At 62.5% G+C, this 26,083-nt stretch carries 18 protein-coding genes and 1 pseudogene; 7 read left to right on the top strand and 12 right to left on the bottom strand.

Annotation, left to right across the window (positions count from 1 at the left end):
• Window positions 1–611 precede the first annotated feature (611 nt).
• Window positions 612–1,466: an endonuclease/exonuclease/phosphatase family protein gene (locus AC07XM_RS06845; protein ID WP_023047563.1), complete on the top strand. Its 855-nt coding sequence runs from the start codon at window positions 612–614 to the stop codon at window positions 1,464–1,466.
• Between the two features lie 59 nt (window positions 1,467–1,525).
• Here AC07XM_RS06845 and AC07XM_RS06840 read toward each other — a convergent pair whose 3' ends face one another.
• Window positions 1,526–2,542 (bottom strand): histone deacetylase family protein, encoded by a 1,017-nt coding sequence (locus AC07XM_RS06840; protein WP_016488177.1) that lies wholly within the window; start codon window positions 2,540–2,542, stop codon window positions 1,526–1,528.
• A gap of 162 nt (window positions 2,543–2,704) precedes the next feature.
• On the opposite strand from AC07XM_RS06840, the gene AC07XM_RS06835 reads away from it, so the two are divergent.
• Window positions 2,705–3,682 (top strand): LysR family transcriptional regulator, encoded by a 978-nt coding sequence (locus tag AC07XM_RS06835; RefSeq protein ID WP_016488176.1) that lies wholly within the window; start codon window positions 2,705–2,707, stop codon window positions 3,680–3,682.
• Window positions 3,683–3,701: 19 nt separating this feature from the next.
• On the opposite strand, the gene AC07XM_RS06830 is transcribed toward AC07XM_RS06835, so the two are convergent.
• Window positions 3,702–4,217, bottom strand: a complete 516-nt coding sequence (locus AC07XM_RS06830) for a DUF4880 domain-containing protein (RefSeq protein WP_016488175.1) — start codon at window positions 4,215–4,217, stop codon at window positions 3,702–3,704.
• Between the two features lie 436 nt (window positions 4,218–4,653).
• Window positions 4,654–4,965, bottom strand: a complete 312-nt coding sequence (locus tag AC07XM_RS06825) for a DUF6124 family protein (protein WP_016488174.1) — start codon at window positions 4,963–4,965, stop codon at window positions 4,654–4,656.
• Window positions 4,966–5,095: 130 nt separating this feature from the next.
• Here AC07XM_RS06825 and AC07XM_RS06820 point away from each other — a divergent pair, with 130 nt between their 5' ends.
• Window positions 5,096–5,749, top strand: a complete 654-nt coding sequence (locus tag AC07XM_RS06820; protein WP_016488173.1) for a LexA family protein — start codon at window positions 5,096–5,098, stop codon at window positions 5,747–5,749.
• Window positions 5,750–5,965: 216 nt separating this feature from the next.
• Here AC07XM_RS06820 and AC07XM_RS06815 read toward each other — a convergent pair whose 3' ends face one another.
• From AC07XM_RS06815 to AC07XM_RS06800, 4 genes are read right to left on the bottom strand one after another with little or no spacing between them, the layout of a single operon-like run.
• The gene (locus tag AC07XM_RS06815) at window positions 5,966–7,918 is read right to left on the bottom strand and encodes an acetyl/propionyl/methylcrotonyl-CoA carboxylase subunit alpha (RefSeq protein WP_102688954.1); all 1,953 of its coding nucleotides are present in this window, start codon (window positions 7,916–7,918) and stop codon (window positions 5,966–5,968) included.
• Window positions 7,915–8,730 carry a gamma-carboxygeranoyl-CoA hydratase gene (locus AC07XM_RS06810; RefSeq protein ID WP_016488171.1) on the bottom strand — a complete coding sequence of 272 codons (816 nt, stop codon included), beginning with the start codon at window positions 8,728–8,730 and terminating at the stop codon, window positions 7,915–7,917. The genes AC07XM_RS06815 and AC07XM_RS06810 overlap by 4 nt, the downstream gene beginning before the upstream one ends.
• Window positions 8,731–8,733: 3 nt before the next feature.
• Window positions 8,734–10,341, bottom strand: coding sequence for a carboxyl transferase domain-containing protein (locus AC07XM_RS06805; RefSeq protein WP_102688953.1), 1,608 nt, complete (start codon window positions 10,339–10,341; stop codon window positions 8,734–8,736).
• Window positions 10,342–10,360: 19 nt separating this feature from the next.
• Window positions 10,361–11,524, bottom strand: coding sequence for an isovaleryl-CoA dehydrogenase (locus AC07XM_RS06800; RefSeq protein ID WP_102688952.1), 1,164 nt, complete (start codon window positions 11,522–11,524; stop codon window positions 10,361–10,363).
• A gap of 239 nt (window positions 11,525–11,763) precedes the next feature.
• On the opposite strand from AC07XM_RS06800, the gene AC07XM_RS06795 reads away from it, so the two are divergent.
• Window positions 11,764–13,446 (top strand): AMP-binding protein, encoded by a 1,683-nt coding sequence (locus AC07XM_RS06795; protein WP_023048822.1) that lies wholly within the window; start codon window positions 11,764–11,766, stop codon window positions 13,444–13,446.
• A 78-nt stretch (window positions 13,447–13,524) separates the two neighbouring features.
• Here the strand turns inward: AC07XM_RS06795 and AC07XM_RS06790 are convergent, their stop codons facing one another.
• The gene (locus AC07XM_RS06790; protein ID WP_016488167.1) at window positions 13,525–13,686 is read right to left on the bottom strand and encodes a hypothetical protein; all 162 of its coding nucleotides are present in this window, start codon (window positions 13,684–13,686) and stop codon (window positions 13,525–13,527) included.
• A gap of 140 nt (window positions 13,687–13,826) precedes the next feature.
• Here AC07XM_RS06790 and AC07XM_RS06785 point away from each other — a divergent pair, with 140 nt between their 5' ends.
• From AC07XM_RS06785 to glgB, 3 genes are all read left to right on the top strand, one after another.
• Window positions 13,827–15,845, top strand: coding sequence for an alpha-1,4-glucan--maltose-1-phosphate maltosyltransferase (locus AC07XM_RS06785; RefSeq protein WP_102688951.1), 2,019 nt, complete (start codon window positions 13,827–13,829; stop codon window positions 15,843–15,845).
• Between the two features lie 153 nt (window positions 15,846–15,998).
• Window positions 15,999–19,316: a maltose alpha-D-glucosyltransferase gene (treS, locus tag AC07XM_RS06780; RefSeq protein WP_016488165.1), complete on the top strand. Its 3,318-nt coding sequence runs from the start codon at window positions 15,999–16,001 to the stop codon at window positions 19,314–19,316.
• Complete coding sequence (gene glgB, locus AC07XM_RS06775) at window positions 19,317–21,527, top strand: 1,4-alpha-glucan branching protein GlgB (RefSeq protein WP_102688950.1); 2,211 nt, start codon at window positions 19,317–19,319, stop codon at window positions 21,525–21,527. It abuts the gene before it with no gap.
• Window positions 21,528–21,643: 116 nt separating this feature from the next.
• On the opposite strand, the gene AC07XM_RS06770 is transcribed toward glgB, so the two are convergent.
• The 4 genes and pseudogenes from AC07XM_RS06770 to AC07XM_RS06755 all read right to left on the bottom strand — a co-directional run bounded on the left by AC07XM_RS06770 (window position 21,644) and on the right by AC07XM_RS06755 (window position 26,071).
• Window positions 21,644–22,720 carry an autotransporter domain-containing protein gene (locus tag AC07XM_RS06770; RefSeq protein ID WP_016488163.1) on the bottom strand — a complete coding sequence of 359 codons (1,077 nt, stop codon included), beginning with the start codon at window positions 22,718–22,720 and terminating at the stop codon, window positions 21,644–21,646.
• A gap of 348 nt (window positions 22,721–23,068) precedes the next feature.
• Window positions 23,069–23,399, bottom strand: a pseudogene (locus AC07XM_RS06765) (endonuclease/exonuclease/phosphatase family protein); the annotation flags it as partial.
• Window positions 23,400–23,541: 142 nt separating this feature from the next.
• Entirely contained in the window at window positions 23,542–25,695 is a 2,154-nt protein-coding gene (gene glgX / locus AC07XM_RS06760; RefSeq protein WP_102688949.1) for a glycogen debranching protein GlgX, read from the bottom strand.
• Window positions 25,696–25,786: 91 nt separating this feature from the next.
• Entirely contained in the window at window positions 25,787–26,071 is a 285-nt protein-coding gene (locus tag AC07XM_RS06755; protein WP_016488160.1) for a DUF2934 domain-containing protein, read from the bottom strand.
• Window positions 26,072–26,083 lie beyond the last annotated feature (12 nt).

The raw sequence follows: 26,083 nt of genomic DNA, 5'->3' as shown, positions 1-26,083 counted from the left end.
AATCGCTCCCAATCGTCTGTGGTCCTGTTGAGCATCTAACCTCCGTGTAGGAATACACGTAGCGGGACCTGCCACGTTCAACAAACTATAGGATTACAGTAAACCCCAGCTTGATAGTCAACTTTATCGTTGCGCCTGCTTGGCATAAATGAGCAAAATGTGTTGTCAGTCACTGCATATAGGGGAGGCAGTTCCCAGGTCAAACACGCTGGACTACAGTGCCTGGCAATTGATTTTTTCTTATCTACGCCCTCAGTCGCCTTGCTTTGGTTTTACCTTGAGTCTCATCCTCGATCTCGATCGTGCTTATAAACACCAGCCGCGCTTCACGGCTGGGTCGTGCTTGCCGAGGTTCTGCCTTTTTCGTAAACCAAGCAGGTTGGCGCAATGCCAATGCTGCCCGGCACGAGTTTGAACTGACCTGTCATTTTTGCTAGTGGACACAAAGCGTCACGCGATTCAAAGTCATTGCTCGAGAGGCGCGTAAGCGAGCGAATGTTGATGAGTTAAAAAACGTCGTCAGGGCGTGCGCTGACCCGCAGAGGTAATGTGTGAACCTGATGTGCCTTCATCAGTAGCCTACCCCCTATGCGGATCTACGGAGGGATTCCATGAGGGTGTCCATCTATCAACCTATACTGCTGGCGCTGCTGATACTTGTACTGCCGGGTAATGTTTGGGCAGGGCTGCCCGAATCGTTGAAGGTCATGTCATTCAATGTGCGCACACCGGTCGACGCTGCGCCTGGTAAGCGGTGGGAAGACCGTCGGGCCGCGATGGTCACGATGATTCTGGATGTCCAGCCCGCTGTTATCGGTACTCAGGAGCTCGTGCAGGAGCAGGCTGATTATCTGGCAGCTCACCTTCCCGGCTACCGTTGGTTCGGGGAGGGGCGACGCGGCGGCGACGGCGATGAACATATGGGTGTGTTCTACGACAGCACGCAGATGACGGCGGAACAATGGGGTGACTTTTGGCTGTCGGACACGCCTGACGTTGCAGGGAGCGTCAGCTGGGGCAATCTCTTTCCTCGCATGGTCAGTTGGGCGTTATTCCGTCGGATCGAGGACGGCCGCCGTTTCTATTTCCTGAATACTCATCTGCCTTATCGCGCAGAGGATGAGACGGCGCGGGTCAAGGGGGCAGAGCTGATCGCCGCTCGCGTCGACAAATTACCCATTGGCGTGCCCGTGGTGCTAACAGGTGATTTCAATGCTGAACCCGGCAGTTCGGCTTACCTGGCGCTTTCCCGCGTATTGCAGGATACCCGTCCTGTAGTGAAAACCCCGCGGGGGCCAAGCAATACCTTCCATGGTTTCACCGGCAAGGCCACAGTGCGCGTGGACTGGGTGCTGGAGCGCGGCTTCCATGCGCGCAGCTTCGTTACCGACGATCGCCTCATCAACGGCGTGCTTCCCTCGGATCACTTCCCAGTGGTGGTTGAGCTGGAGTGGACCAGCCCGTAGTCGATTATTGCTGCACAAGCTCGCGTGTCGCTCAGGTTCGGCGCCGCACGGGTGTTGCCTTAGGCAGCCATCCCGGCAAAAAAGCGCGAGGCATTTTCATCGAGGGTCGCAATGTCGTAGCCACCCTCCTGGATCACCACGCAAGGCAGGCCCAGCGCCTTGATCCGCTGCCCCAGAAGGTAAAACCCTTCATGGCTGACGTGGACCTTGGATTGGGGGTCGTTTTCGTAGATATCAAAGCCCAGCGACAGCACCAGCACGTCGGGAGCGAAGGCGTGCAGCGCTGTTGCCGCCTGGTCCATGCAGGCTAAGAAATCCGCTTCGCTGGCCCCGTGTGCCATGGGCAGGTTCAGGTTGAAGCCTGCTCCTGCACCCGCTCCGGTCTCATCATCGAACCCGGCGACCACGGGGTAGAAGTTGGTCGGGTCGCCATGAATCGACACGTACAGTACATCGTTGCGCTCGTAGAAAATTTCCTGGATGCCCTGGCCGTGGTGCATGTCGGTGTCGAGCATGGCCACTTTGTCGAACTTGCCACGCAGCACCTGGGCGGCGATTGCGGCATTGTTCAGATAGCAGAACCCACCCGCCGCTTCGGCGCGGGCATGGTGCCCTGGCGGCCGGCACAGCGCATAAGCGGCCTGGTCGCCTTCGATCACCGCATGTGCTGCGGCCACTGCGCTCTGCGCCGACCAGTAGGCGGCCTGCCAGGTGTGCTCGCCGATCGGGCAACTGCCATCGGCCAGGTAGCGGGCGGTCTTGCCGAGGATGCCGCGCAACGGGTTGCCTTCACGGATGTAGATGTTGGACATCACCTCATCGCCCCAGTCTTCCGGCACTTCATGCCACTGCTGGTAGGCGCTGCCCAGGTAGTCCAGATACGCCTGGCCATGCACCGCCGCCAGCGGCGCCAGGCCGTGGTCAGCGGGCTCGAACAGCGGGTAGCCTAGCTTATTGACCACTGCCAGCAGCGGTTCGATGCGTGCCGGCACTTCCTGTGGTTGGCGCATCTGCCCACGTGACAGATAGGAGCGGGGGTGGTGCAGGCGTTGAGCTGGATGGAAAAACGCTTTCATGGATCACCTCTTGGTAACGCGTGCGATCAATCGCCCAGTTCGGGGAGAACCCTCAGCACGGGTATGACAAAGGCACCTGGTGGTGCGTTGCCAGATATTGGGCCAGGTCCTATGCTAGGAAAAGCTTCTAATTCGAATACTCCAGTATAAGATCAACAAATAATGATGCCGACGACAACGCCCTTCACCAGGGACCCCGAAGCCAAGCGTTTCCTCAACGATCGCCTCGACTGGAACCTGTTGCGAACATTTCTGGTGATCGGCCAGGAGGGCAGTATCAGCCGCGCTGCGGCACGGCTGCACTTGAGCCAGCCGGCGGTAAGCCAGGCGCTGAGGCGTCTTGAGGAGCAGTTGGGCAGTGCCTTGGTGGTACGCCGCGGGCCACGCATCAACCTGTCGCAGGCGGGGGAGGAGGTAATGCAGATCGCTGCCGAGCTATACGGCACGGTCTCGCGGCTGGGGCCTGCGCTGGACCGCCCTGCCGAAACAGTGACGGGCAAGATCCGCCTGCTGAGCATCAGCCGTATCCAGTCCCGCGTGTATGATGAGTTTCTTGCACAATTCCACAGTGACTACCCCCAGGTGGAGGTGGAGATCGATGTGCTGCGTAGTTCGGATGTGGCCAGTGGCTTGTTGCAGAAGACCGCCTCGTTCGGCCTGAGCCTGTGCCGCACGCCCCAGCCCCGGCTTGAACAACGGGTGCTGTTAGAACAACGCTACGCGTTTTTCTGTGGCAAGCGCCATCGCTTGTTCGGTCGCAAGAACCTCACCCTGGCGGATCTGCAGGGCGAGAACTTTGTGAGCTTCACCAGTGACCAGATGGGCGGCAACCTGTCGCCGCTGACGGTGTTTCGTGATCAGCAGGGGTTTACCGGGCGTATTGTTGCATCGTCACCGAGCCTGGATGAAATTCTGCGGCTGGTGGGGGCCGGTTACGGCATCGGCTGCCTGCCGGAGCACATCGTCGCGGCGGATGTCCAGGCCAATGAGCTGTGGCGACTGCCGCCGTGGGACGGGGTGATCGATGTGAACGTGTACCTGCTGTGGAACCGGGAACAGAAGTTTACCCAAGCCGAGTCGATCTTTCTGGAGCGCTTCCAGCAGATGCTCATGACCACAGACCCGGCCGAGCGCTTTTGACCGACGTACGGGTGCGTAATCAGGCCCAGAGACCAAACACTACCAACGCCGCCACGCCAAGCCCGACCGCAATCGAGCACCCACCCAGCGACAGCGCCGCCCGGCCTTGCCGGTACCAGCCGTCATGGCCCAGTTGCCGTGCCGGGGCCAACAGGCTGCGCCAGCGCAGTTCGGTTTCGTGAAACGCTTGCAGGTTTGCCGTATCCGCATCCAGCCAGCGACGAAAGTCGATCCGTTCGCAAGCGGTCACCTGTGGGCTTTGCAAGCGCACATACCATTGCCCGGCAACACTCGACAGCACATCACGGCGTGAGCGCCCGGCCTGCAGCGCCTGGTCCATGTTTTGCTCGATGCTCGCCAGGGGCAAGTCGAGGCGGGCAGCGATGCTGGCAAAGTCCAGTTGGTCGAGGCGGTTGAGCAGGAACACTTGCTGCACACGCCGTGGCAGCCGCTTGAGCGCATGCAGCAAGGCGCGATCGGGATCGTGTTCGGTAACAGGCGTTGGGTGCTCAAGGGGCAGTAGCAGACGGGTCATGGACAGCTCCTTGCATGAAAGGGGGAGGGGTGGGGGCATCTTCCTTGATGCGGAACCAGCGTAGGCGAAACGAGATTGATTCTCAAGTGCTGATTCCGCAAAGTTTTGTAATGAGCGTTCACGCCCTGAAACACCTTTGCTATCATGCGCGCCATTACGATCTTCATTAGCCTGAAGAGCCAAAAAAAAGACCCGGCAAAAAGCCGGGTCAAAAACCGTGATTAGCCTGATGAGGAGATAATCTGAGAGCGACCTAAGCTCCAGGTTATCCAGCTGGTCTCGCGATCAGCTGAGTGCAATAATAATCGTTATCATTTGCCAGTCAAATGATTTTTATCCATTTCGGTAAAAAAGTTTTACCGATGCGCTTCCTTGTCCCGGCAATCGGGGCATTTGCCGTTCCAGGCCATCACGTTCTCTCCCTTTCTTTTTTACTTCAGAATTCCGGATCTGCGGCGCGATTGTGCTCCAGCAGGGCGCGGGCCATGTCCATCATGTGCATCAACGCGTAGGTCAGTTCGCGCTGGCTGCCATGCTGGTGGCTGGCAGTTTCCTGCGCGGTGGCGGCGGCGCAGCGCAGCAGGGCGATGGCATGTTCCTGGGCCTGGTCGCTCGTGACGCTCTCGTGCAGGGTCCAGATCTTGTTGTCCAGGGTAGGGCGCTGTGGCTTGGGATTGAGGTAGTAGTCGAGGGCGCGGCGGGCGGCTTCGCTGTCGAGATCTGTTTCGTCGTTTTTCGGTGGTTTCATCGCGATACCTTGTGATTTCCCTTTAAACACAATGGAATCAGAGGATAGGTCAATCTGTACTGATTATGATCAAATAAATAATTCAGATTGTGTATTGCTGCGGATAATACAGTCCGTATTGTTTCCGCTCATGGAAAACTGGAACGCATTTCTCAAGCGCTACAAGCGCGAACACAACCTCAGCCAGCTGAAGCTGGCCGAACGGCTGGGCATGACTCAGGGTGGCGTGGGTCATTGGCTACGTGGCACGCGGCGGCCGACGCTGGAAACCATAAACGAAAAGCTCGAGAAACTTGGCCTGGTGTTTCTGGAAGCACAAGTCATGGTGGTAGAGCGTGACATCTTGCGCGAAGCCCCTGGGCGCTATGCGGTCGAGCCCCCGGTATCAGCCCAAGCGCTGCTTTATGCAAGCTTCCGCTTCCCGGTTCTGACCTGGGCTGACTTGCAGGGGCCTTTGCCTGAAGCGGGCAAATGCCACGAACAGACGGATTACATGCCCGCAGGCAATGCGTTCTGGCTAGTGGTGGAAAACGACTCGATGAATGCAGCCAGTGGCAAGAGCGTGCCTGAGGGCATGCGAGTGCTGGTGGACACGGGCCTGCAGGCAGAACCCGGCAGGTTGGTGATTGCGCGGCAGCCGGGGCGGCCTGCAGTGTTGCGGCAGTTGGTCGAGGAGGGTGGCGACAAGATGCTCAAACCGTTGAATACGCGCTATCCGACAATCCTGTGTGAAGAGGGCTGCGAGTTCCTGGGGGTGGTCGTGCGGGTGCATGGGGCCTTCTAGATAGCCGGCGCTGCTGCGCAGCCCATCGCCAAGCGGGGCTCCCACAAGTACGGTGCCGATCTCAAGCATTGCGCTGGCCCTGTGGGAGCGGGTTCACCCGCGAAGAATCCAACGCGGTTTATGGCACCGGCTTTGCCGGTGTTCGCGGGCATGCCCGCTCCCACAGTGATCGCGCAAACTTTCGCCGTCCGAGCTAGGCGGTGGACCCCGCTTACCTCACTCAGCCAGCTCGACCAGCACCGTCCCTTCGCTGACCATATCCCCTTCCTGGCAGAACAACGCCTTCACCGTCCCGCCATGCGGCGCACGAATGCTGTGTTCCATCTTCATGGCCTCCAGCACCACCAGTGCCGTACCGGCTTCAACCACCTGCCCCGGCTCGACGAGCACCCGCACGATGCTACCGTTCATGGGCGCACCCAGGCCGCCTTGATGGCCATGGCTGGCCTCGGCTTCGGCAATCGGGTCGAAGGCCTGAATGGCGTGCATCTCGCCATCCCAGTGCAGGTACAGCGTGCCGTCGCGGCGAATCGCCAAATGCTGGCGGCGCACACCTGCCTCATCGTGCACCAGTTGCTCGCCCACTAACTGCCAGGTGGACGCAGCGCTGCGCTCCAGTGCAACCGCCTGGTCCTGCCCGCCGCTCAACAGGTGCAGGCTGCTGCGTGCCGGCAGGCCCAAGCGCAGGCCGTTGTGCGCACCCCATGGCGAACTGCGGTCGTCATCGCGCTGATGCCCGGGCTGGCTTTGCAGCCAGGCTTCGGCTGCCGCCTCCCAGAAGCCCGCCGGCAGCGCACCTGGCGCTGGCAGCAGCACGTCCTGGTGGCGTGGAATGAATCCGGTGTCCAGCTCTGCCGCCGCAAACGCAGGGTGGGCCAAAATGCGGCGCAGGAAGGCAATGTTGGTCTTCAACCCGCCAATCGCAAACTCGTCTAGCATGGCCAGCAAGCGCAGGCGTGCCTGTTCGCGGTTTTCACCCCAGGCAATCAGCTTGCCCAGCATCGGGTCATAGAACGGCGACACCACGTCGCCTTCGCTGACCCCGCTGTCCACCCGCCGACCCTCGCCAGGCGCCGATTCCCGGTACAGCGCCAGTTTGCCGGTAGCCGGCAGGAACTCGTTGGCCGGGTCCTCGGCGTACAACCGCACTTCGATGGCATGGCCGATCAACGGCACCTGCTCCTGGGTGATCGGCAGGGGCTCGCCGCAGGCCACGCGGATCTGCCAGGCCACCAGGTCCAGGCCGGTAATGGCCTCGGTGACCGGGTGTTCCACCTGCAGGCGGGTGTTCATCTCCATGAAGAAGAACTCGCCACGGGCATCCAGCAGGAACTCCACGGTGCCGGCACCCACGTAACCGATCGCCTGAGCCGCACGCACCGCTGCTTCGCCCATGGCCCGGCGCAGTTCGGGAGACAGACCAGGGGCAGGGGCCTCTTCTACCACTTTCTGGTGGCGGCGCTGAATGGAGCAGTCGCGTTCGTTGAGGTACAGGCAGTTGCCGTGCTGGTCGGCAAACACCTGAATTTCCACATGGCGCGGCTTGAGCACGTATTTTTCCACCAGCATGCGCGCATCGCCGAACGATGACTGCGCTTCACGCTGGGCTGAGGCCAGGGCGTCGGCCAGTTGGCTTTCTTCCTCGACCACTTTCATGCCCTTGCCGCCGCCGCCAGCGCTGGCCTTGAGCAGCACTGGGTAGCCGATGCGTTCGGCGGAGGCGCGGAAGGTGTCCAGGTCCTGGGCTTCGCCGTGGTAGCCCGGCACCAGCGGTACACCTGCGGCTTCCATCAGCGCTTTGGCCGCCGACTTGCTGCCCATGGCGTCGATGGCGCTGGCCGGTGGGCCGAGAAAGATCAGCCCGGCCTGTTCAATTGCCCGGGCGAAGCCTGCGTTCTCGGAAAGGAAACCATAGCCCGGGTGAATGGCTTGGGCACCGCTGGCCTTGGCAGCGGCCAGCAGCTTGTCGACCAGCAGGTAGCTTTCGGCGGCCTTGGTACCGCCCAGGTCAACGCGGATATCCGCTTCGCGGCTGTGCCGGGCGTCGCGGTCGGTTGCGCTGTGCACGGCGACAGTGGTCAGGCCCATGGCCTTGGCGGTGCGCATGATGCGGCAGGCGATTTCGCCACGGTTGGCGACCAGCAGGGTGGTCAAAGCGGGGCGGCTCATGGGCGCGGTTCCTTCTTGTCATCGGTTTGCCAGGCGGGGCGGCGTTTTTCCAGGAAAGCGCGCAGGCCCTCCTGGCCTTCGGCGCTGACGCGGATGCGGGCAATGGTGTTTTCGCAGTAGCGACGCAGGGCTGGGCTGAGTTCGCCGTCGTCCACTTCGCGCAGCAAGTCCTTGGTGGCGCGCAAGGCTTGCGGGCTGTTCTGCAGCAGGTTGTTCACCCACGCTTCGACCTGGGCGTCCAGCTCACTGGCCGGATACACCTCGGCCAGCAGCCCCAGCTCGCGGGCCCGTACGCCACTGAAACGCTCGGCGGTAAGGGCGTAGCGGCGCGCGGCACGCTCGCCAATGGCCTTGACCACAAACGGGCTGATGACTGCCGGGGCCAAGCCGATGCGAACTTCCGACAGGCACAATTGGGCATCTTCGGCGCCGATGGCCATGTCGCAGCAGCTGATCAGGCCCAGCGCGCCGCCAAAGGCGGCACCTTGCACCACGGCAAGGGTAGGGGCCTTGAGGCGGTGCAGGGCGTACATCAGTTCGCCCAGTTCGTGGGCGTCATCCAGGTTGGTGTTGAAGTCCAGCTGCGCCGACTGCTGCATCCAGGCCAGGTCGGCACCGGCGCTGAAGTGCCGGCCACGGCCGCGCAGCAGCACAAAGCGCAGGCTTGCGTCTTCGGCCAGTCGGTCGATGGCGACGATCAGCTCGCGGATCATCTGCGCGTTGAAGGCGTTGTTCTTGTCCTCGCGGCTCAGCCACAGGGTGGCGAAGCCGCGTGGGTCGCGGGTTACTTCAAGGGTGCTGAAATCGCTCATGGGTCACATCCGGAAAATGCCGAAGCGGCTCTGTTCGATCGGAGCGTTCAGTGCGGCAGACAATGCCAGGCCGAGCACATCGCGCGTTTGTGCCGGGTCGATAACGCCGTCGTCCCACAGGCGGGCGCTGGAATAGTAGGGGTGGCCCTGGTGCTCGTACTGGTCGAGGATCGGTTGCTTGAGCCGGGCCTCGTCCTCGGCACTGAAGGGCTGGCCGCTGCGCTCGCTTTGCTCGCGCTTGACCTGCGCCAGCACGCCAGCGGCCTGCTCGGCGCCCATCACGCCAATGCGTGCGTTGGGCCACATCCACAGAAAGCGCGGGTCGTAGGCGCGGCCGCACATGCCGTAGTTGCCGGCACCAAAGCTGCCACCGATGATCACCGTGAACTTTGGCACCTGGGCGCAGGCCACGGCGGTGACCAGCTTGGCGCCGTGCTTGGCGATGCCGCCTTCTTCGTACTTCTTGCCTACCATGAAGCCGGTGATGTTCTGCAGGAACAGCAGCGGAATACCACGCTGGCAGGCCAGCTCGATGAAGTGCGCGCCTTTTTGCGCGGCTTCGGCAAAGAGGATGCCGTTGTTGGCCAGGATCGCCACCGGGTAGCCGTGCAGGTGGGCGAAGCCGCACACCAGGGTGGTGCCGAACAGTGCCTTGAACTCATCGAATACCGAGCCATCGACCAGCCGCGCGATCACCTCGCGCACGTCGAACGGTTGCTTGGCATCCGCCGGTACCACCCCATACAGCTCGTCGGCGGCGTACAGCGGCGCCACCGGTGCCAGGCGCTGCAGCTTGCCCAGCTTGTGCCAGTTGAGGTTGGCCACACTGCGCCGGGCGATGGCCAGGGCGTGCTCGTCGTTATCCGCATAGTGGTCGGCCACGCCGCTGGTGCGGCAATGTACATCGGCGCCACCCAGGTCTTCGGCGCTCACCACTTCACCAGTGGCGGCTTTTACCAGCGGCGGGCCGGCGAGGAAGATGGTTGCCTGCTGGCGTACCATGATCGCTTCGTCGGCCATGGCCGGTACGTAGGCGCCGCCAGCTGTGCACGAGCCCATCACCACGGCGATCTGGGGGATGCCCTGGGCGCTCATGTTGGCCTGGTTGAAGAAGATCCGCCCGAAATGCTCGCGGTCGGGGAACACTTCGTCCTGGCGCGGCAGGTTGGCGCCGCCCGAATCCACCAGGTAGATGCACGGCAGGCGGTTCTGCTGGGCGATGGTTTGCGCACGCAGGTGCTTCTTGACCGTCAGTGGGTAGTACGAACCGCCTTTGACCGTGGCGTCGTTGGCCACGATCATGCATTCCACGCCTTCGACGCGGCCGATGCCGGCGATCACGCCAGCGGCGGGCACGTCTTCGCCGTATACCTCATGGGCAGCCAGTTGGCCGATTTCGAGGAATGGCGAGCCCGGGTCCAGCAGGCGGTCGATGCGCTCGCGCGGCAGCAGCTTGCCACGCGAGGTGTGCCGCTCCTGGGCTTTGGGCCCGCCGCCCTGGGCCACCTGGGCGAGCAGGCCGCGCAGGGCCTGGACCTGTTCGAGCATGGCCGCGCTGTTGTCGGCGAACTCCGTCGAACGCGGGTTGATCTGGGTGTGCAAGGTAGCCATGTGCGCCCGTCCTTTATGCTCAGCGGGTTTCGTTGAACAGCTCGCGGCCAATCAGCATCCGGCGGATTTCGCTGGTGCCGGCACCGATTTCGTACAGCTTGGCATCGCGCAGCAGGCGGCCCGCCGGGAACTCATTGATATAGCCATTGCCACCAAGAATCTGGACCGCCTCCAGGGCCATCTGCGTGGCGCGTTCGGCGGTGTACAAGATGACCCCGGCGGCGTCCTTGCGCGTGGTTTCGCCACGGTCGCAGGCTTGGGCAACGGCATACAGGTAGGCGCGGCTGGCGTTCAGTTGGGTGTACATGTCAGCGATCTTGCCCTGGATCAGCTGGAATTCGCCGATGCTCTGGCCGAACTGCTTGCGGTCGTGAATGTAGGGCACCACCAGGTCCATGCAGCTTTGCATGATGCCGGTCGGGCCACCGGACAGCACGACGCGCTCGTAATCCAGGCCGCTCATCAGCACGCGCACGCCGCCGTTGAGCTGGCCAAGGATGTTTTCTGCCGGCACTTGCACGTCATCGAAGAACAGTTCGCAGGTGTTGGACCCGCGCATGCCCAGCTTGTCGAACTTGTTGCTGCGGCTGAAACCTTTCCAGTCCCGTTCGACGATGAACGCGGTAATGCCGTGGGCGCCCTTGTCCAGGTCGGTCTTGGCGTAGATCACGTAGGTGTTGGCGTCGGGGCCGTTGGTGATCCAGGTCTTGCTGCCGTTGAGCACGTAGTGATCGCCGCGCTTTTCGGCGCGCAGCTTCATCGAGACTACGTCGGAGCCGGCGTTCGGCTCGCTCATGGCCAGCGCACCGATGTGCTCGCCGCTGATCAGCTTGGGCAGGTACTTGAGCTTCTGCTCATGGGTGCCGTTGCGGTTGATCTGGTTGACGCACAGGTTGGAGTGGGCGCCGTACGACAGTGCCACCGAGGCCGAGGCACGGCTGATTTCTTCCATCGACACTACATGGGCCAGGTAGCCCAGGCCGGCGCCGCCGTACTCTTCCGACACCGTGATGCCCAGCAGGCCCATGTCGCCAAACTTGCGCCACATATCGGCGGGGAACAGGTTGTCATGGTCGATTTGCGCAGCGCGTGGGGCCAGTTCGGCGGCGACGAAGGTGCGCACCTGGTCGCGGAGCATGTCGATGGTTTCGCCCAGGGCGAAGTTCAGGGAGGGGTAATGCATGCTGGGGCACCTTCTTGTTCTTGAAATTGGGTTACATCGGCGCTTATGGACTCACCGCCCGCTCCCACAAGGGTCGACGTCAAGCCATAGGTCAGATGTCGTTCATCACCTTTACGTTAACGTAAACCTGCCTGGTGTGACTGTCAATCTACTCATCACCTTTACGTAAACGTAAATCTGCGCCAGAGTATTCCCGCTTGCTTCAGTCGTGCCCAGAACAACCACAAGAAGGGACACCCATGAGTCAACCGAGCTATACCCGCGGTCGCCAGGACCAACCCTTGCTGACCCAGACCATCGGCCAGGCCTTCGATGCCACGGTGGCTCGCTGTGCCGATGGCGAGGCGCTGGTGTCGCGCCACCAGGGCTTGCGCTACAGCTGGCGGCAGTTGGCCGAACAGGTCGAAGTGCATGCCCGTGCGCTGATGGCCCTGGGCGTGAACACCGGCGACCGTGTCGGCATCTGGTCGCCCAACTGCGCCCAGTGGTGCATTCTGCAGTTGGCCAGTGCCAAGGTCGGCGCCATCCTGGTCAACATCAACCCGGCCTATCGCGTGGGCGAACTGGACTATGTGTTGCGTCAGTCCGGCTGTCGCTGGCTGGTGTGCGCCGATGCCTTCAAGGCGTCTGATTATCACGCCATGGTCCAGGAGCTGGTGCCAGAATTGGCCAGTACCACGCCCGGTGAACTGGCCAGTCCGCGCCTGCCTGAGTTGCGCGGCGTGATCAGCCTGGCCGCCAACCCGCCTGCCGGCTTCCTGCCTTGGCACGCATTGGCCGAGCGGGCAGGGCAGACATCGACCGATGCCTGTACTGCCCGCCAGCAAAGCCTGCAATTCGACCAGCCGGTGAATATCCAGTACACCTCCGGCACCACCGGTGCGCCCAAGGGCGCCACGCTCAGCCACTACAACATCCTCAACAACGGCTTCATGGTCGGCGAGAGCCTGGGCCTGACGGCCCGCGATCGCATGGTAATCCCGGTGCCGCTTTACCACTGCTTCGGCATGGTCATGGCCAACCTCGGCTGCATCACCCACGGCAGCACCATGATCTACCCCAACGACGCCTTCGACGCCGAGCTCACCCTGCGCGCCGTGGCCGAGGAGCGTGCCAGTATCCTGTACGGCGTGCCGACCATGTTCATCGCGATGCTCGATCACCCCTCGCGTGCGCAGATGGACCTGTCAAGCCTGCGCAGCGGCATCATGGCCGGTGCCACCTGCCCGATCGAAGTGATGCGTAGGGTCATCGACCAGATGCACATGGCAGAAGTGCAGATCGCCTACGGCATGACCGAAACCAGCCCGGTGTCGCTGCAGACCGGCCCGGACGATGACCTGGAGCTGCGCGTGACCACCGTCGGCCGTACCCAGCCGCAGCTGGAAAACAAGCTGGTAGCCGCCGATGGCTGCATCGTCGCGCGCGGTGAGATCGGCGAGTTGTGCACCCGCGGCTACAGTGTGATGCTTGGTTACTGGGACAACCCCCAAGCCACGGCGGACGCCATCGACCCGGCCGGGTGGATGCACTCGGGCGACCTGGCGGTGATGGATGAGCACGGTTATGTGCGTATCGTCGGGCGCAACAAGGACATGATCATTCGCGGCGGCGAGAATATTTACCCGCGTGAGCTGGAGGAGTTCTTCTACACCCACCCGGCAGTGGCTGATGCGCAGGTGATCGGCATTCCGTGCAGCCGCTATGGCGAGGAGATTGTGGCCTGGATCAAGCTGCATCCCGGGCACCACGCCACGGTCGAGGAACTGCAGGGTTGGTGCAAGGGACGCATCGCACATTTCAAAGTGCCGCGGCATATCCGCTTTGTTGACGAATACCCGATGACGGTGACGGGCAAGGTGCAAAAATTCCGCATGCGGGAGATCAGCGTGGCGGAGATCTCGGCGCTATCTGCAGGTTGATGCGTTGGCTTGGCTGGCCTCTCGGCAGATTTACCCGCCCACAGACCAGCCAATGCTGCATAAAAACCTTGTCTATCCTTAAGCCTTTACCGGTGGCTCCTGGCTCGGCGGGTCACCCACCGTCGGCGGCATGGTTGGCTTGATCGGCAGCTCGTCCGGCTCTTTTTCCGGCACGGGCGGTGGCAAGCTGGGGTCGTCGATGTTGGGATCGGGGGTTTCCGGTGGAATGGGAATGTTCATGGCCTGACCTCGCGTGGGTGGAATGAAGAGGTGCTGCAGGCTCTGACCGCTGGCAGCTGCCGTTCGCTCAATTTTTTTGAACCCCACGCCTGTGCCCGGCTCTGAACCCTTACCGCCACCAGCCTGAGGGAGCAAGGTCGATGTCACGTAACGAGCCCTTTGAAAGCGTGCCCATGGCGAACGATCACCCCGAACAGGCCATCAGCCTGTCCCAGGCGCTGTTGGCGCCGCGTGTCGTGATCGAAGACACCCAACCGGTGCTCGACGCCGGCACCTTTGCCGCCAAGGCCATCAGCGGCCAGCCTGTGGCGGTCAGCACCAAGGTGTACAGCGACGGCCACGACCGCCTGGCCGTGATGCTCAACTGGCGTCAGGCCAACAGCCGCCGCTGGCATTGCGTGCCCATGCACTCGCCGGGCAACGACCTGTGGCTGGCAGAATTCACCCCCACCGAGCTTGGCCCACACCTGTTCAGCATCGAGGCCTGGGTCGACCCGTTCGCCACTTATAGCCACGATCTGGAGAAAAAGTACAACGCCGGCGTCGAGGTACAGCTCGAACTGGAAGAGGGCCGCTTGATGCTGGGCAAAGGCATCGAACTGTGCAGCGGCGCCGTGCGTGAGGAGCTCGAAGCGGTACAGCAGCGCCTCGCGGAGCTGGATAGCGACGGGCAGGTGGCGCTGTTCCTGGGCCCTGATGTTGCACACCTGATGAGCGAAGCCGGGCACCGCAGCTACCTGGCCCGCAGCTGTGAATTCCCCATTGATGTCGACCGCCCGGCTGCGCAGTTCGCCAGTTGGTACGAGCTGTTCCCCCGCTCGATCACTGACGACCCACAGCGCCACGGCACCTTCAACGACGTGCACCAACGCCTGCCAATGATCCGTGACATGGGCTTCGACGTGCTGTACTTCCCGCCCATCCACCCCATCGGCATGCAGCACCGCAAGGGCCGCAACAACGCCCTCAAGGCCGAGCCCGGCGACCCTGGCAGCCCGTATGCGATTGGCAGTGCCGAAGGCGGCCATGACGCCATCCATCCGCAACTGGGCACCCGCGAAGACTTCCGTCGACTGGTGGCTGCCGCTGCCGAGCATGGCCTGGAAATCGCGCTGGATTTCGCCATTCAGTGCTCGCAGGACCACCCATGGCTCAAAGAGCACCCCGGCTGGTTCAGCTGGCGCCCCGACGGCACCATTCGCTACGCCGAGAACCCGCCGAAAAAGTACCAGGACATCGTCAACGTCGATTTCTACGCCCCGGACGCCGTCCCTTCGCTGTGGCTGGCGCTGCGCGACGTGGTGGTCGGCTGGGTAGAGGAGGGCGTGAAAACCTTCCGCGTCGACAACCCGCACACTAAACCACTGCCATTCTGGCAATGGCTGATTGCCAATGTGCGCAGCCAGCACCCCGACGTCATCTTCCTTGCCGAAGCGTTCACCCGGCCGGCGATGATGGCGCGCCTGGGTAAGGTTGGCTACGCGCAAAGCTATACCTACTTCACTTGGCGCAACCACAAGCAGGAACTGCGCGAGTATTTCGAGCAGCTAAACCAGCCGCCATGGAGCCAGTGCTACCGGCCGAACTTTTTCGTCAATACGCCGGATATCAACCCGTTCTTCCTGCACACTTCTGGTCGCGCCGGCTTCCTTATCCGCGCCGCGCTGGCAACCATGGGCTCGGGCCTGTGGGGCATGTACTCAGGCTTCGAACTGTGCGAAAGCGCGCCGTTGCCGGGCAAGGAGGAGTACCTGGATTCGGAGAAATACCAGATCCGCCCGCGCGATTTCACCCAGCCTGGCAACATCATTGCCGAGATCGCCCAGCTCAACCGTATTCGCCGGCAGAACCGCGCCTTGCAAACGCACCTGGGCGTGGCGTTTTTCAACTGCTGGAACGACAACATCCTGTACTTCGCCAAGCGTACGCCTGAGCGCGACAACTACATCCTGGTGGCTATCTGCCTCGACCCGCACAACGCCCAAGAGGCGCATTTCGAGCTGCCGCTTTGGGAGCTAGGCCTGGATGACGACGCCGACACCCAGGGCGAAGACCTGATGAACGGCCACCGCTGGACCTGGCATGGCAAGACCCAGTTCATGCGCATCGAACCCTGGCACCAGCCATTCGGGATCTGGCGCATCGAAAAAGCCCGTTAACAACGCTCAAACTGTGCCCCCTGTAGGAGCGGGTTTAGCCGCGAACACCGGCGAAGCCGGTGCCATGCACCGCGGCGTCATCTTCGCGGGTAAACCCGCCACAGGGATCGAGCAAGCTCGGATGTCTGTGCATGCAATTGAAAGGAGTCACCCATGGCCAAGCGTTCACGCCCGGCAGCCTTCATCGATGACCCGCTGTGGTACAAGGACGCCGTCATCTACCAGTTGCACATCAAGTCGTTCTTCGACTCGAACAACGACGGCATCGGCGATTTTGCAGGCCTGATCAGCAAGCTGGACTACATCGCCGAGCTGGGCGTCAATACCCTGTGGCTGCTGCCGTTCTACCCTTCGCCGCGGCGCGACGACGGCTATGACATCGCCGAATACAAGGCCGTGCATCCCGACTACGGCAGCATGGCCGATGCCCGGCGCTTTATCAGCGAGGCACACAAGCGCGGCTTGCGGGTAATTACCGAACTGGTGATCAACCACACCAGCGATCAGCACCCCTGGTTCCAGCGTGCCCGCCACGCCAAGCGCGGTAGCAAGACGCGCGACTTCTACGTGTGGTCGGACGACGACCAGAAATACGACGGCACGCGGATCATCTTCCTCGACACCGAAAAGTCCAACTGGACCTGGGATCCGGTCGCCGGCCAGTATTTCTGGCACCGCTTCTACTCGCACCAGCCAGACCTCAACTTCGACAACCCGCTGGTGCTCAAGGCGGTGATCGGGGTGATGCGCTTCTGGCTGGACCTGGGTGTGGATGGCTTGCGCCTGGATGCCATCCCTTACCTGATCGAACGCGACGGCACCAACAACGAGAACCTCGCCGAAACCCACGCTGTGCTCAAGGCAATCCGCGCTGAAATCGACGCCAATTACCCCGACCGCATGTTGCTTGCCGAGGCCAACCAGTGGCCGGAAGATACCCGGCCTTACTTTGGCGAAGGTGATGGCGACGAGTGCCACATGGCCTTCCATTTTCCGCTGATGCCGCGCATGTACATGGCCCTGGCCATGGAAGACCGTTTCCCGATCACCGACATCCTGCGCCAGACGCCGGAGATCCCGGCCAACTGCCAATGGGCAATTTTTCTGCGCAACCACGATGAGCTGACCCTGGAAATGGTCACCGACCGAGAGCGCGACTACCTGTGGAACTACTACGCCGAAGACCGCCGCGCGCGCATCAACCTGGGCATTCGGCGGCGCCTGGCGCCGCTGCTGCAGCGTGACCGTCGGCGTATAGAGCTGCTCACCAGCCTGTTGCTGTCGATGCCGGGCACGCCAACCCTGTACTACGGTGACGAGCTGGGCATGGGCGACAACATCTACCTCGGTGACCGCGACGGCGTGCGTACGCCCATGCAGTGGTCGCCCGACCGCAACGGTGGTTTCTCCCGCGCCGACCCGCAGCGCCTGGTGCTGCCGCCGATCATGGACCCGCTGTACGGCTACCAGACGGTAAACGTCGAGGCCCAGAGCCATGACCCGCACTCGCTGCTGAACTGGACCCGGCGCATGCTGGCCGTGCGCAAGCAGCAGAAGGCCTTTGGCCGCGGCAGCCTGCGAACCCTTACCCCCAGCAACCGGCGCATTCTTGCGTACATCCGCGAGTACACCGATGCCGATGGCAACACCGAGGTCATCCTGTGCGTGGCCAACGTGTCCCGCGCCGCCCAGGCTGCCGAACTGGAATTGTCACAATACGCCGACAAAGTACCGGTGGAGATGCTCGGCGGCAGCGCCTTCCCGCCCATTGGGCAACTGCCGTTCCTGTTGACGCTGCCACCCTATGCCTTTTACTGGTTCCTGCTGGCCTCCCACGACCGCATGCCCAGTTGGCACATCCAGGCCACCGAGGGGTTACCCGAATTGACTACACTGGTATTGCGCAAGCGCATGGAAGAACTGCTGGAAGCACCCGCCCGCGAAACCCTGCAAACCACCATCCTGCCGCAATACCTGCCCAAGCGGCGCTGGTTCGCCGGCAAGGAAGGGCCCATCGACCAGGTGCGCCTGTGCTACGGCGTGCGCTTCGCTACCGCCACCACGCCCGTACTGCTCAGCGAAATCGAGGTGCTTGGCGGGGGGACGGCCAACCACTACCAGCTGCCGTTTGGCCTGCTGCCCGAAGACCAGATCAACACAGCGCTGCCGCAGCAGCTGGCCTTGTCGCGGGTGCGCCGTGCCCATCAGGTTGGCCTGATTACCGATGCCTTCGTGCTCGAACCGTTTATCCGCGCGGTGCTGCACGCCTGCCAGAATGGCCTGCGCCTGCCCTGTGGCAGCGGCGCGGGCGAGCTGCGTTTCGAGTGCACCGACCTGCTGGCGGCCCTTGGGTTGAACGATGAAAGTGCAGTGCGCTACCTCAGCGCCGAGCAGTCCAACAGCTCGGTGGTGATCGGTGACAGCGTGGTGCTCAAGCTGATCCGCCGGGTCAACCCAGGCATTCACCCAGAACTGGAAATGAGTGCCTACCTGACCGCCGCCGGCTTTGCCAATATCTCGCCATTGCTTGCCTGGGTCAGCCGGGTGGACGAGCAGAATGCCCCCCACCTGCTGATGATCGCCCAGGGCTACCTGAGCAACCAGGGCGATGCCTGGGCCTGGACCCAGAACACCCTGGAGCGGGCCATCCGCGACCAGATGGCGCCGGCTGGCGGCGATGCCGAGGTACACACCGATGCGTTGGAGGAACTCACCGGCTTTGCCGCCTTGTTCGGCCAACGCCTGGGCGAGATGCACCTGTTGCTGGCCGCGCCGACCGACGATGAGGCCTTTCGCCCACGCCCCAGCGATGCTGACGACAGCCAGCGCTGGGGTGCGCAGATCAGCGCCGAACTGACCCACGCCCTCGACCTGTTGGCCCAGCACCGTGACGCTCTCGACAGCGACAGCCAGGCCCTGATCGACGACCTGCAGCAACAGCGCGATGGCCTGGCCCAGCACATCGCTAGCCTGGCGGACCAGGCTGAGGGCGGCCTGCTGATGCGGGTGCACGGCGACCTGCACCTGGGCCAGGTGCTGGTGGTGCAGGGTGACGCCTACCTGATCGATTTCGAGGGTGAACCGTCACGTCCACTGCAAGAGCGCCGGGCAAAACACAGCCCGTACAAGGATGTCAGCGGCGTGTTGCGTTCCTTCGACTATGCTGCTGCGATGATCCTGCGCAGCGCGTCTGCGGTCGACCTTTCCGGCCCAGCGCAGCAGGCGCGTCAGCGGGTCGCCCGGCAGTACCTGCACCAGTCGCGCCACGCCTTCGTCGAAGCCTACGGCCTGGCCACCGCCGCCATGCCCCATGCCTGGAAAATGGCCGACGGCGAGCGCGCGGCACTGGAATTGTTCTGCCTGGAAAAGGCCGCCTACGAGATCACATATGAAGCCGAAAACCGTCCGACCTGGCTGGCCGTGCCTTTGCATGGCCTGCATGGACTGATCAGTACCTGGGGAGAGTCATAGATGAATGCAACCACGCGTGAAAACGGCGGCCTTCGGCAACGGGACCTGGATGCCCTGGCCCGCGCCGAACACGCCGATCCTTTTGCAGTACTCGGCCCCCATGGCGATGGCAAGGGCGGTGTGTTTATCCGCGCCTTCCTGCCCAATGCCCTGAATGCACGGGTGCTGGCGCGCGATGATGGGCGCGTGCTGGCTGAAATGGTGCAAGGTGCAGTTCCGGGATTGTTCACGGCGCACCTGGATGATGCGCAGGCCTATCTGCTGCAAATCGGCTGGGCCGGCGGCGAGCAAATCACCGAAGACCCTTACAGCTTTGGCCCGCAATTGGGCGACATGGACTTGCACCTGTTCGCCGAGGGCAACCACCGCGACTTGTCCGGGCGCTTTGGTGCCCAGCCGATCCAGGTCGATGGCATCGATGGCGTGTGTTTCTCGGTGTGGGCGCCGAATGCCCGGCGGGTATCGGTGGTGGGTGATTTCAACAACTGGGACGGCCGCCGCCACCCCATGCGCCTGCGCCACGGCGCGGGGGTGTGGGAGCTGTTCGTGCCGCGCCTGGGCGTGGGCGAAACCTACAAGTTCGAGGTGCTGGGCAAGGACGGGATACTGCCACTCAAAGCAGACCCGCTGGCCCGCGCTACCGAATTGCCGCCCAGCACCGCGTCCAAGGTGGCCGGTGAGCTCAGCCATGCGTGGCAGGACCACGACTGGATGGCACAACGCGCCCAGCGCCATGGTTACAATGCCCCCCTGTCGATTTACGAACTGCACCCGGGGTCATGGCGCTGCGAGCTGGACGAGGCAGGCGAAGTCGGGCGCTACTACAACTGGCGCGAGCTGGCCGAGCGGCTGGTGCCCTACGTGCAGGAGCTGGGCTTTACCCATATCGAGTTGCTACCGATCATGGAGCACCCGTTTGGCGGCTCGTGGGGCTATCAGCCACTGTCGATGTTCGCGCCCACCTCGCGCTACGGCAGTGCCGAGGACTTTGCCGCGTTCATCGATGCCTGCCACCAAGGCGGCATAGGCGTGCTCCTGGACTGGGTGCCGGCGCATTTCCCCACCGACGAACACGGCCTGGCCCGCTTCGACGGCACCGCGCTGTACGAATACGACAACCCCCTGGAGGGCTACCACCAGGACTGGAACACGCTGATCTACAACCTGGGCCGCAACGAAGTGCGCGGCTTCATGATGGCCTCGGCGCTGCACTGGTTGAAGCACTTCCACATTGACGGCCTGCGGGTCGATGCGGTGGCCTCGATGCTGTACCGCGACTACTCGCGCAAGGCTGGCGAATGGGTGCCTAACCGCTACGGCGGGCGCGAGAACCTGGAGGCTATCGACTTCATTCGCCACCTCAACGGCGTGGCTGCCGTCGAGGCCCCTGGTGCACTGATCATTGCCGAAGAATCCACCGCCTGGCCCGGCGTCAGCCAGCCGACCCAGCAGGGCGGCCTGGGCTTTGCCTACAAGTGGAACATGGGCTGGATGCATGACACCCTGCATTACATCCAGAACGACCCGGTGCATCGCGCCCACCACCACAACGAGATGAGTTTCGGGCTGATCTATGCCTATTCCGAGCATTTCATCCTGCCCATCTCCCATGACGAAGTGGTGCATGGCAAGCACTCGCTGATCGACAAGATGCCCGGCGACCGCTGGCAGAAATTTGCCAACTTGCGTGCCTACCTCACCTTCATGTGGGCGCACCCTGGCAAGAAGTTGCTGTTCATGGGTTGCGAGTTCGGCCAGTGGCGTGAGTGGGACCATGACAGCGAACTGGACTGGTACCTGTTGCAGTACCCCGAGCACCAAGGTGTGCAACGCCTGGTGGGCGACCTCAATCGCCTGTACCGTGAGGTGCCGGCGCTGCATGAGCAGGATTGCCAGCCGCAGGGCTTCCAGTGGCTGATCGGTGACGACGCGCAAAACAGCGTGTACGCCTGGTTGCGCTGGAGCAGCAGTGGCGAGCCGGTGCTGGTGGTGGCCAACTTCACCCCGGTGCCGCGTGAGGGCTACCGCATTGGCGTGCCGTTTGGCGAGCGCTGGCAGGAGCTGCTGAACAGCGATGCCGAGCTGTATGCAGGGTCCAACGTGGGCAACTTGGGCGCTGTAACCAGTGAGGCAGTGGCCAGCCATGGGCAGCCATTGTCGCTGGCCCTTAATTTGCCGCCGCTTGGCGTGTTGATAATGAAACCGGCCTGACGTTTTGCCTGCACTGGCCTCTTCGCGGGCATGCCCGCTCCCACAGGGATTGCACAATGTTCGTTCCTGTGCTGTCGCTGTGGGAGCGGGCGTGCCCGCGAAAGGGCCGGGCTTGGCTACCAGCGCATCCGCACCCCAAGGCTGCCAATCAGCCCGTTCAGGTCATTGTCATCCACATCACTGCTGTAATCGGCGCTGACAAACAGGGCCACAGAAGGCGTGACACGCGCCACCAGCCCCAAGCCCAGCTCTACCGTGGTCGAGTAGCGCGAGCTGGAGATCTTGTCGACCTGGTCCAGCTTCACTTCATCGGCATTGCTGAAGTCGTACCACACGTTCGTCCGCACATAGGGTTCGATGGGCATGCCGCGCACTTCGTAGCGCCCGGACAATTTTGCACCCACCCGGCCGCTCCAGCTCGGCTGGCTGTCGAAGGCTTGCAGGGTTTCTTCCTGCACCTGGTTGCCGGGGAAGAACTGCTGGTTGATCAACTGTGCCTGGGGTTCGATTACCCAGTTGCCACTCAGGCGGATCGGGTAGCCGCCTTCCACCGAAAAGGTCATCGCATGGCCGCTTTCGTCAAGGCGTTGGCCGTTTTCGCCCCGGCCCAGCACATCGATCCGCGAACCCATGGCCACGGCATCCAGGTGCCAGCCCTGTTCATGGGTCATGCTCCAGTACACGCCCAGGCTTTCCCCGCTCAGGTTCACCGCATTGCGCTGCTTGTCGCCCAGCAGTGGGCGTATGCCGTTGAAGCTGCTCTGCAGGTTGTTGTGCCCTACGAAAACCCCTGCGCGGTGCACATTGCCCGCTGCAGTTTCACGCACGAACAGGTCCGGGCCGATCACCAGTTGCTGGCTGGGTGCCTCCAGCTGGTCTGGGGGTTGTGTACCCATGCGGGCGTTGGTCGGGAAAAACTGCGCCCACTGGCTGGCGATCATGTCCGGCGCCGCCTGCCCGTGCCGCGCGCTCATCGTTTGCGAAAACGCATTCAGGGTACCGATACTCAAACCACTGGCGCTGGCCGGGTCTAGCGACAGCTGCGGCATCGCTGGCTGTTGCAGAAAACCGGGCGAGGTGGGGTCACCCTGCAGTTCGTACGCGAAAGTTTCCACCGGGGTTGCCAGAAGCAGCGACGTGGAAACCGCGTAGAAAATGCTGTCGAAACGCACGGGGTTCGAGGTGCTTTTCATGGCGGATCTCCTTTGTTTTTGTGGTTTTACAGCCCAAGGACCTGGCCTGTTGTCACGAGCTGTACGGCAAAAACAGTGGGCGACCCAAACCAGCACGCCAGCCTTCTGAAGCGCGCACGAAGGCGCGAGCTAGAGGCCCGGCGCGAGATCTTTACTGCTAGATAATGTTCAGCTAAGGAGAGGACACCGCTTGCGTCAAGAAAGCGTGAAAGATCTGTTCAGGTTGTGTAACTCACCTTAAGCACCTGATTTCCCAAGACAATCACCCGGGTATAGCGGGGTTCGCTATTTCCCCCTGCGTGGCTATGACGAATGATTGCTAGAGCCTGACCTCCACCGCCAATGGCAGGTGAGCAGCGCATTGCCGTGGTGGCCGTCGGGATACACCGCGTTGCGGCCGTAGTCAAAGTCGCTCCACGTGTTGTCGGCAAGGAATTCGTACTGCGAGGTCTGCGGCCAGCCGGGATAGCGCGCGGCGTGGCGGTCGTGGCTACCAACTACTTCCTGGAGGAAGACGATGTCGCCCTGGGTGCTGCGTACCGCGCAGCTTCGGCAGAATGAAGCGCCGGTTGAAGGCGGTGAAGCCCTCGTGGGTTTTCACCGTCAGTACCCGCAGCCGCTTCACGGCCGGGGCCTGGTTGACGCTGGCAAAACCTGTGCTGCCGGCTTCGGGGTTCACAATTCCTCCTCGATCGCAGGTGCCTGTGTGTTGCATCTACCGGCTCTATCGCCGGCAAGCCAGCTCCCACAAGTTGGTGCAGGCCTTCAGGCGGTGCAGAACGTGTGGGAGGTGGCTTGCTGGCGGTAGGACCACCCCGGGTTCACTCCTCCTCGTGCTGCAACACCATCAGCAGCATCGACCGCCCTTTGACCTCGAACGTGCTGTCGAACTGCAGATGTTGGCCCTTGCGCAACTCCGGCCGGTCGGTATCGATCAGGCAGCTCCAGTAATCGCCTTCGGGTACCGCTGGCAACTTGAATGGCACAACGTCATGGTGGGCATTGACGATCAATAGCACTGTGGCCTCGGACCCTGGCCGGGCGATGCCGCTGACCTGCGCGCGGCCGTCGATCAGCATGCCCAGGCAGCGCCCGTGCGGGTCTTCCCACTGCGCCACGCTCATTTCGTTGCCATCCGGTGCCAGCCAGGTCACGTCCTTGACCCCGATTGCTTCATTGTAATCACCCACCAGGAAGCGTGAGCGGCGCAGCACCGGGTAGGCCAGGCGCAGGCGGGTCAAGCGTTTGACGAAGGCCAGCAGCTCTTTGCCCTCTTGGTCCAGGTCCCAGTTCACCCAACCGATTTCGCTGTCCTGGCAGTAGGCGTTGTTGTTGCCATGCTGGGTGCGGCTGAACTCGTCGCCGGCGACGATCATCGGCGTGCCTTGGGCCAACAGCAGGGTGGCGAAGTAGTTGCGCATCTGGCGCATGCGCAGCGCATTGATGTCCGGATCGTCGGTTGGCCCTTCGGCACCGCAGTTCCATGACAGGTTGTTGTCAGTACCGTCCTGGTTGTTCTCGTCGTTGTCTTCGTTGTGCTTGTGGTTGTACGACACGAGGTCGCGCAGGGTGAAACCATCATGGGCGGTGATGAAGTTGACCGAGGAATACGGCCTGCGCCCGCGGTTGTTGAACATGTCGCCCGAGGCGGTCAAGCGTGCGGCGAAGTCGGCCAGCTGGCCCTCGTCACCTTTCCAGAAGGCGCGGGCGGTATCGCGGAAGCGGTCGTTCCATTCCGCCCAGCCCGGCGCGAAGTTGCCCACTTGATAGCCACCGGGGCCGCAGTCCCAGGGTTCGGCAATCAGCTTGACCTGGCTGAGCATCGGGTCCTGGCGGCAGGCGACGAGGAAGCCGTGGCGCTCGCTGTAGCCATCGTGGTAGCGGCCAAGGATAGTCGCCAGGTCGAAGCGGAAGCCGTCCACGTGCATCTCGCCGGCCCAGTAGCGCAGCGAGTCGGTGACCAGCTGCAGTACGCAGGGGTGGCTCAGGTCCAGGGTGTTGCCGGTGCCGGAATCGTTGATGTAGTAGCGTTTGTCATCCGGCATCAGGCGGTAGTACGAGGCGTTGTCGATGCCGCGCATGGACAGGGTCGGGCCGCGTTCGTTGCCTTCAGCGGTGTGGTTGTAGACCACGTCGAGGATCACCTCCAGCCCGGCGTCGTGCAGGTGCGCGACCATTTCCTTGAACTCGGCAATCTTGCCGCTGGCCAGGTAGCGCGGGTGCGGCGCAAAAAAAGCGATGCTGTTGTAGCCCCAGTAGTTGTTCAGCCCCTTGTCCAGCAGGTGCTGGTCGTTGACGAAGGCGTGAATGGGTAACAGCTCGATGCTGGAGACGCCCAGGTCTTTGATGTGCTTGAGCAGCTCGTCGTTGGCAAGGCCGGCAAAGGTGCCCCGCAGTTCTTCCGGTACTGCCGGGTGGCGCATGCTGATGCCGCGCGTGTGCGCTTCATAGATGATCGTACGTTCCCAAGGAACAGACACGCGCTGGTCACGGCCCCAGGTGAACGCCGGGTCGATCACCTTGCACTTGGGCACGGAGGGCGCACTGTCGCGCTCATCGAACGACAAGTCGCCGTCGGGGTGGCCAATGGTGTAGCCGAACAGTGCCTCGGACCACTCCAGGCTGCCGACCAGTTGCTTGGCATAGGGGTCGATCAGCAATTTGTTGGGGTTGAAACGGTGGCCGTTTTCCGGCTCGTAGGGACCGTATACACGGTAGCCATAAACCAGGCCAGGATGAGCGTCGGGCAGGTAGCCGTGGTAGATCTCATCGGTGTATTCGGGCAGCTCAATGCGCTCGAGCTCCTGCTCGCCGGTGGAGTCGAACAGGCACAGCTCGACTTTGGTTGCGTTGGCCGAGAAGAGCGCGAAGTTGACCCCAAGGCCATCCCAGGTGGCGCCGAGGGGGAAGGGCATGCCTTCGCGGATACGCGATGGTGCGACCGAGCGGGTTTTCTTAGGGGTGCGGGGGCTCATGACGATCCTCAAATGGCCGTGATAGAAGGGGAATTGTGCTGTCCTGCATTGGCCTCTTCGCGGGTAAACCCGCGAAGAGGCCGGGACAGGCTTAACCGGCAGTAGGCTTTTTCACCGCCCGGGGCTTTTTCGCCGCAGCGGGTTTGACGCCTGGCAGCGCAGCCGCCTTGGGCTCGGCAGGCGCCTTCGGCTCAGTGGCTGCCTTGGGCTTGGCCGGCGCGCGCTTGCGCGGTTGCGCCTTGGGGGCCAACGCCTCGGCCTCGGCCAGCTTGCGGGCCATATCCCAGTGCCGTTCTTCCTCCCCTACAGGCTTACCTTCAGACTCCCAGATCTGGTAGGCAAATTCGCGAATACGTTTTTCATCGACACTCATCATGACGCTCCTGAT

The sequence above is a fragment of the Pseudomonas sp. GW460-LB5 genome (assembly GCF_059423245.1).
The sequence above is the reverse complement of the archived record's forward strand: the minus strand, read 5'-3'. Positions and strand labels throughout refer to the sequence as shown.

Excerpts from the sequence above, each read along its gene's own strand:
- AC07XM_RS06800 (WP_102688952.1), bottom strand. The coding sequence starts at position 11,524 with ATGCATTACCCCTCCCTGAACTTCGCCCTGGGCGAAACCATCGACATG.
- AC07XM_RS06820 (WP_016488173.1), top strand. The coding sequence starts at position 5,096 with ATGGAAAACTGGAACGCATTTCTCAAGCGCTACAAGCGCGAACACAAC.
- AC07XM_RS06770 (WP_016488163.1), bottom strand. The coding sequence starts at position 22,720 with ATGAAAAGCACCTCGAACCCCGTGCGTTTCGACAGCATTTTCTACGCG.
- AC07XM_RS06755 (WP_016488160.1), bottom strand. The coding sequence starts at position 26,071 with ATGATGAGTGTCGATGAAAAACGTATTCGCGAATTTGCCTACCAGATC.
- glgB (WP_102688950.1), top strand. The coding sequence starts at position 19,317 with ATGAATGCAACCACGCGTGAAAACGGCGGCCTTCGGCAACGGGACCTG.
- AC07XM_RS06795 (WP_023048822.1), top strand. The coding sequence starts at position 11,764 with ATGAGTCAACCGAGCTATACCCGCGGTCGCCAGGACCAACCCTTGCTG.
- AC07XM_RS06810 (WP_016488171.1), bottom strand. The coding sequence starts at position 8,730 with ATGAGCGATTTCAGCACCCTTGAAGTAACCCGCGACCCACGCGGCTTC.
- AC07XM_RS06830 (WP_016488175.1), bottom strand. The coding sequence starts at position 4,217 with ATGACCCGTCTGCTACTGCCCCTTGAGCACCCAACGCCTGTTACCGAA.
- AC07XM_RS06785 (WP_102688951.1), top strand. The coding sequence starts at position 13,827 with ATGTCACGTAACGAGCCCTTTGAAAGCGTGCCCATGGCGAACGATCAC.
- AC07XM_RS06835 (WP_016488176.1), top strand. The coding sequence starts at position 2,705 with ATGATGCCGACGACAACGCCCTTCACCAGGGACCCCGAAGCCAAGCGT.
- AC07XM_RS06845 (WP_023047563.1), top strand. The coding sequence starts at position 612 with ATGAGGGTGTCCATCTATCAACCTATACTGCTGGCGCTGCTGATACTT.
- AC07XM_RS06815 (WP_102688954.1), bottom strand. The coding sequence starts at position 7,918 with ATGAGCCGCCCCGCTTTGACCACCCTGCTGGTCGCCAACCGTGGCGAA.
- treS (WP_016488165.1), top strand. The coding sequence starts at position 15,999 with ATGGCCAAGCGTTCACGCCCGGCAGCCTTCATCGATGACCCGCTGTGG.
- AC07XM_RS06840 (WP_016488177.1), bottom strand. The coding sequence starts at position 2,542 with ATGAAAGCGTTTTTCCATCCAGCTCAACGCCTGCACCACCCCCGCTCC.
- AC07XM_RS06805 (WP_102688953.1), bottom strand. The coding sequence starts at position 10,341 with ATGGCTACCTTGCACACCCAGATCAACCCGCGTTCGACGGAGTTCGCC.
- glgX (WP_102688949.1), bottom strand. The coding sequence starts at position 25,695 with ATGAGCCCCCGCACCCCTAAGAAAACCCGCTCGGTCGCACCATCGCGT.
- AC07XM_RS06790 (WP_016488167.1), bottom strand. The coding sequence starts at position 13,686 with ATGAACATTCCCATTCCACCGGAAACCCCCGATCCCAACATCGACGAC.
- AC07XM_RS06825 (WP_016488174.1), bottom strand. The coding sequence starts at position 4,965 with ATGAAACCACCGAAAAACGACGAAACAGATCTCGACAGCGAAGCCGCC.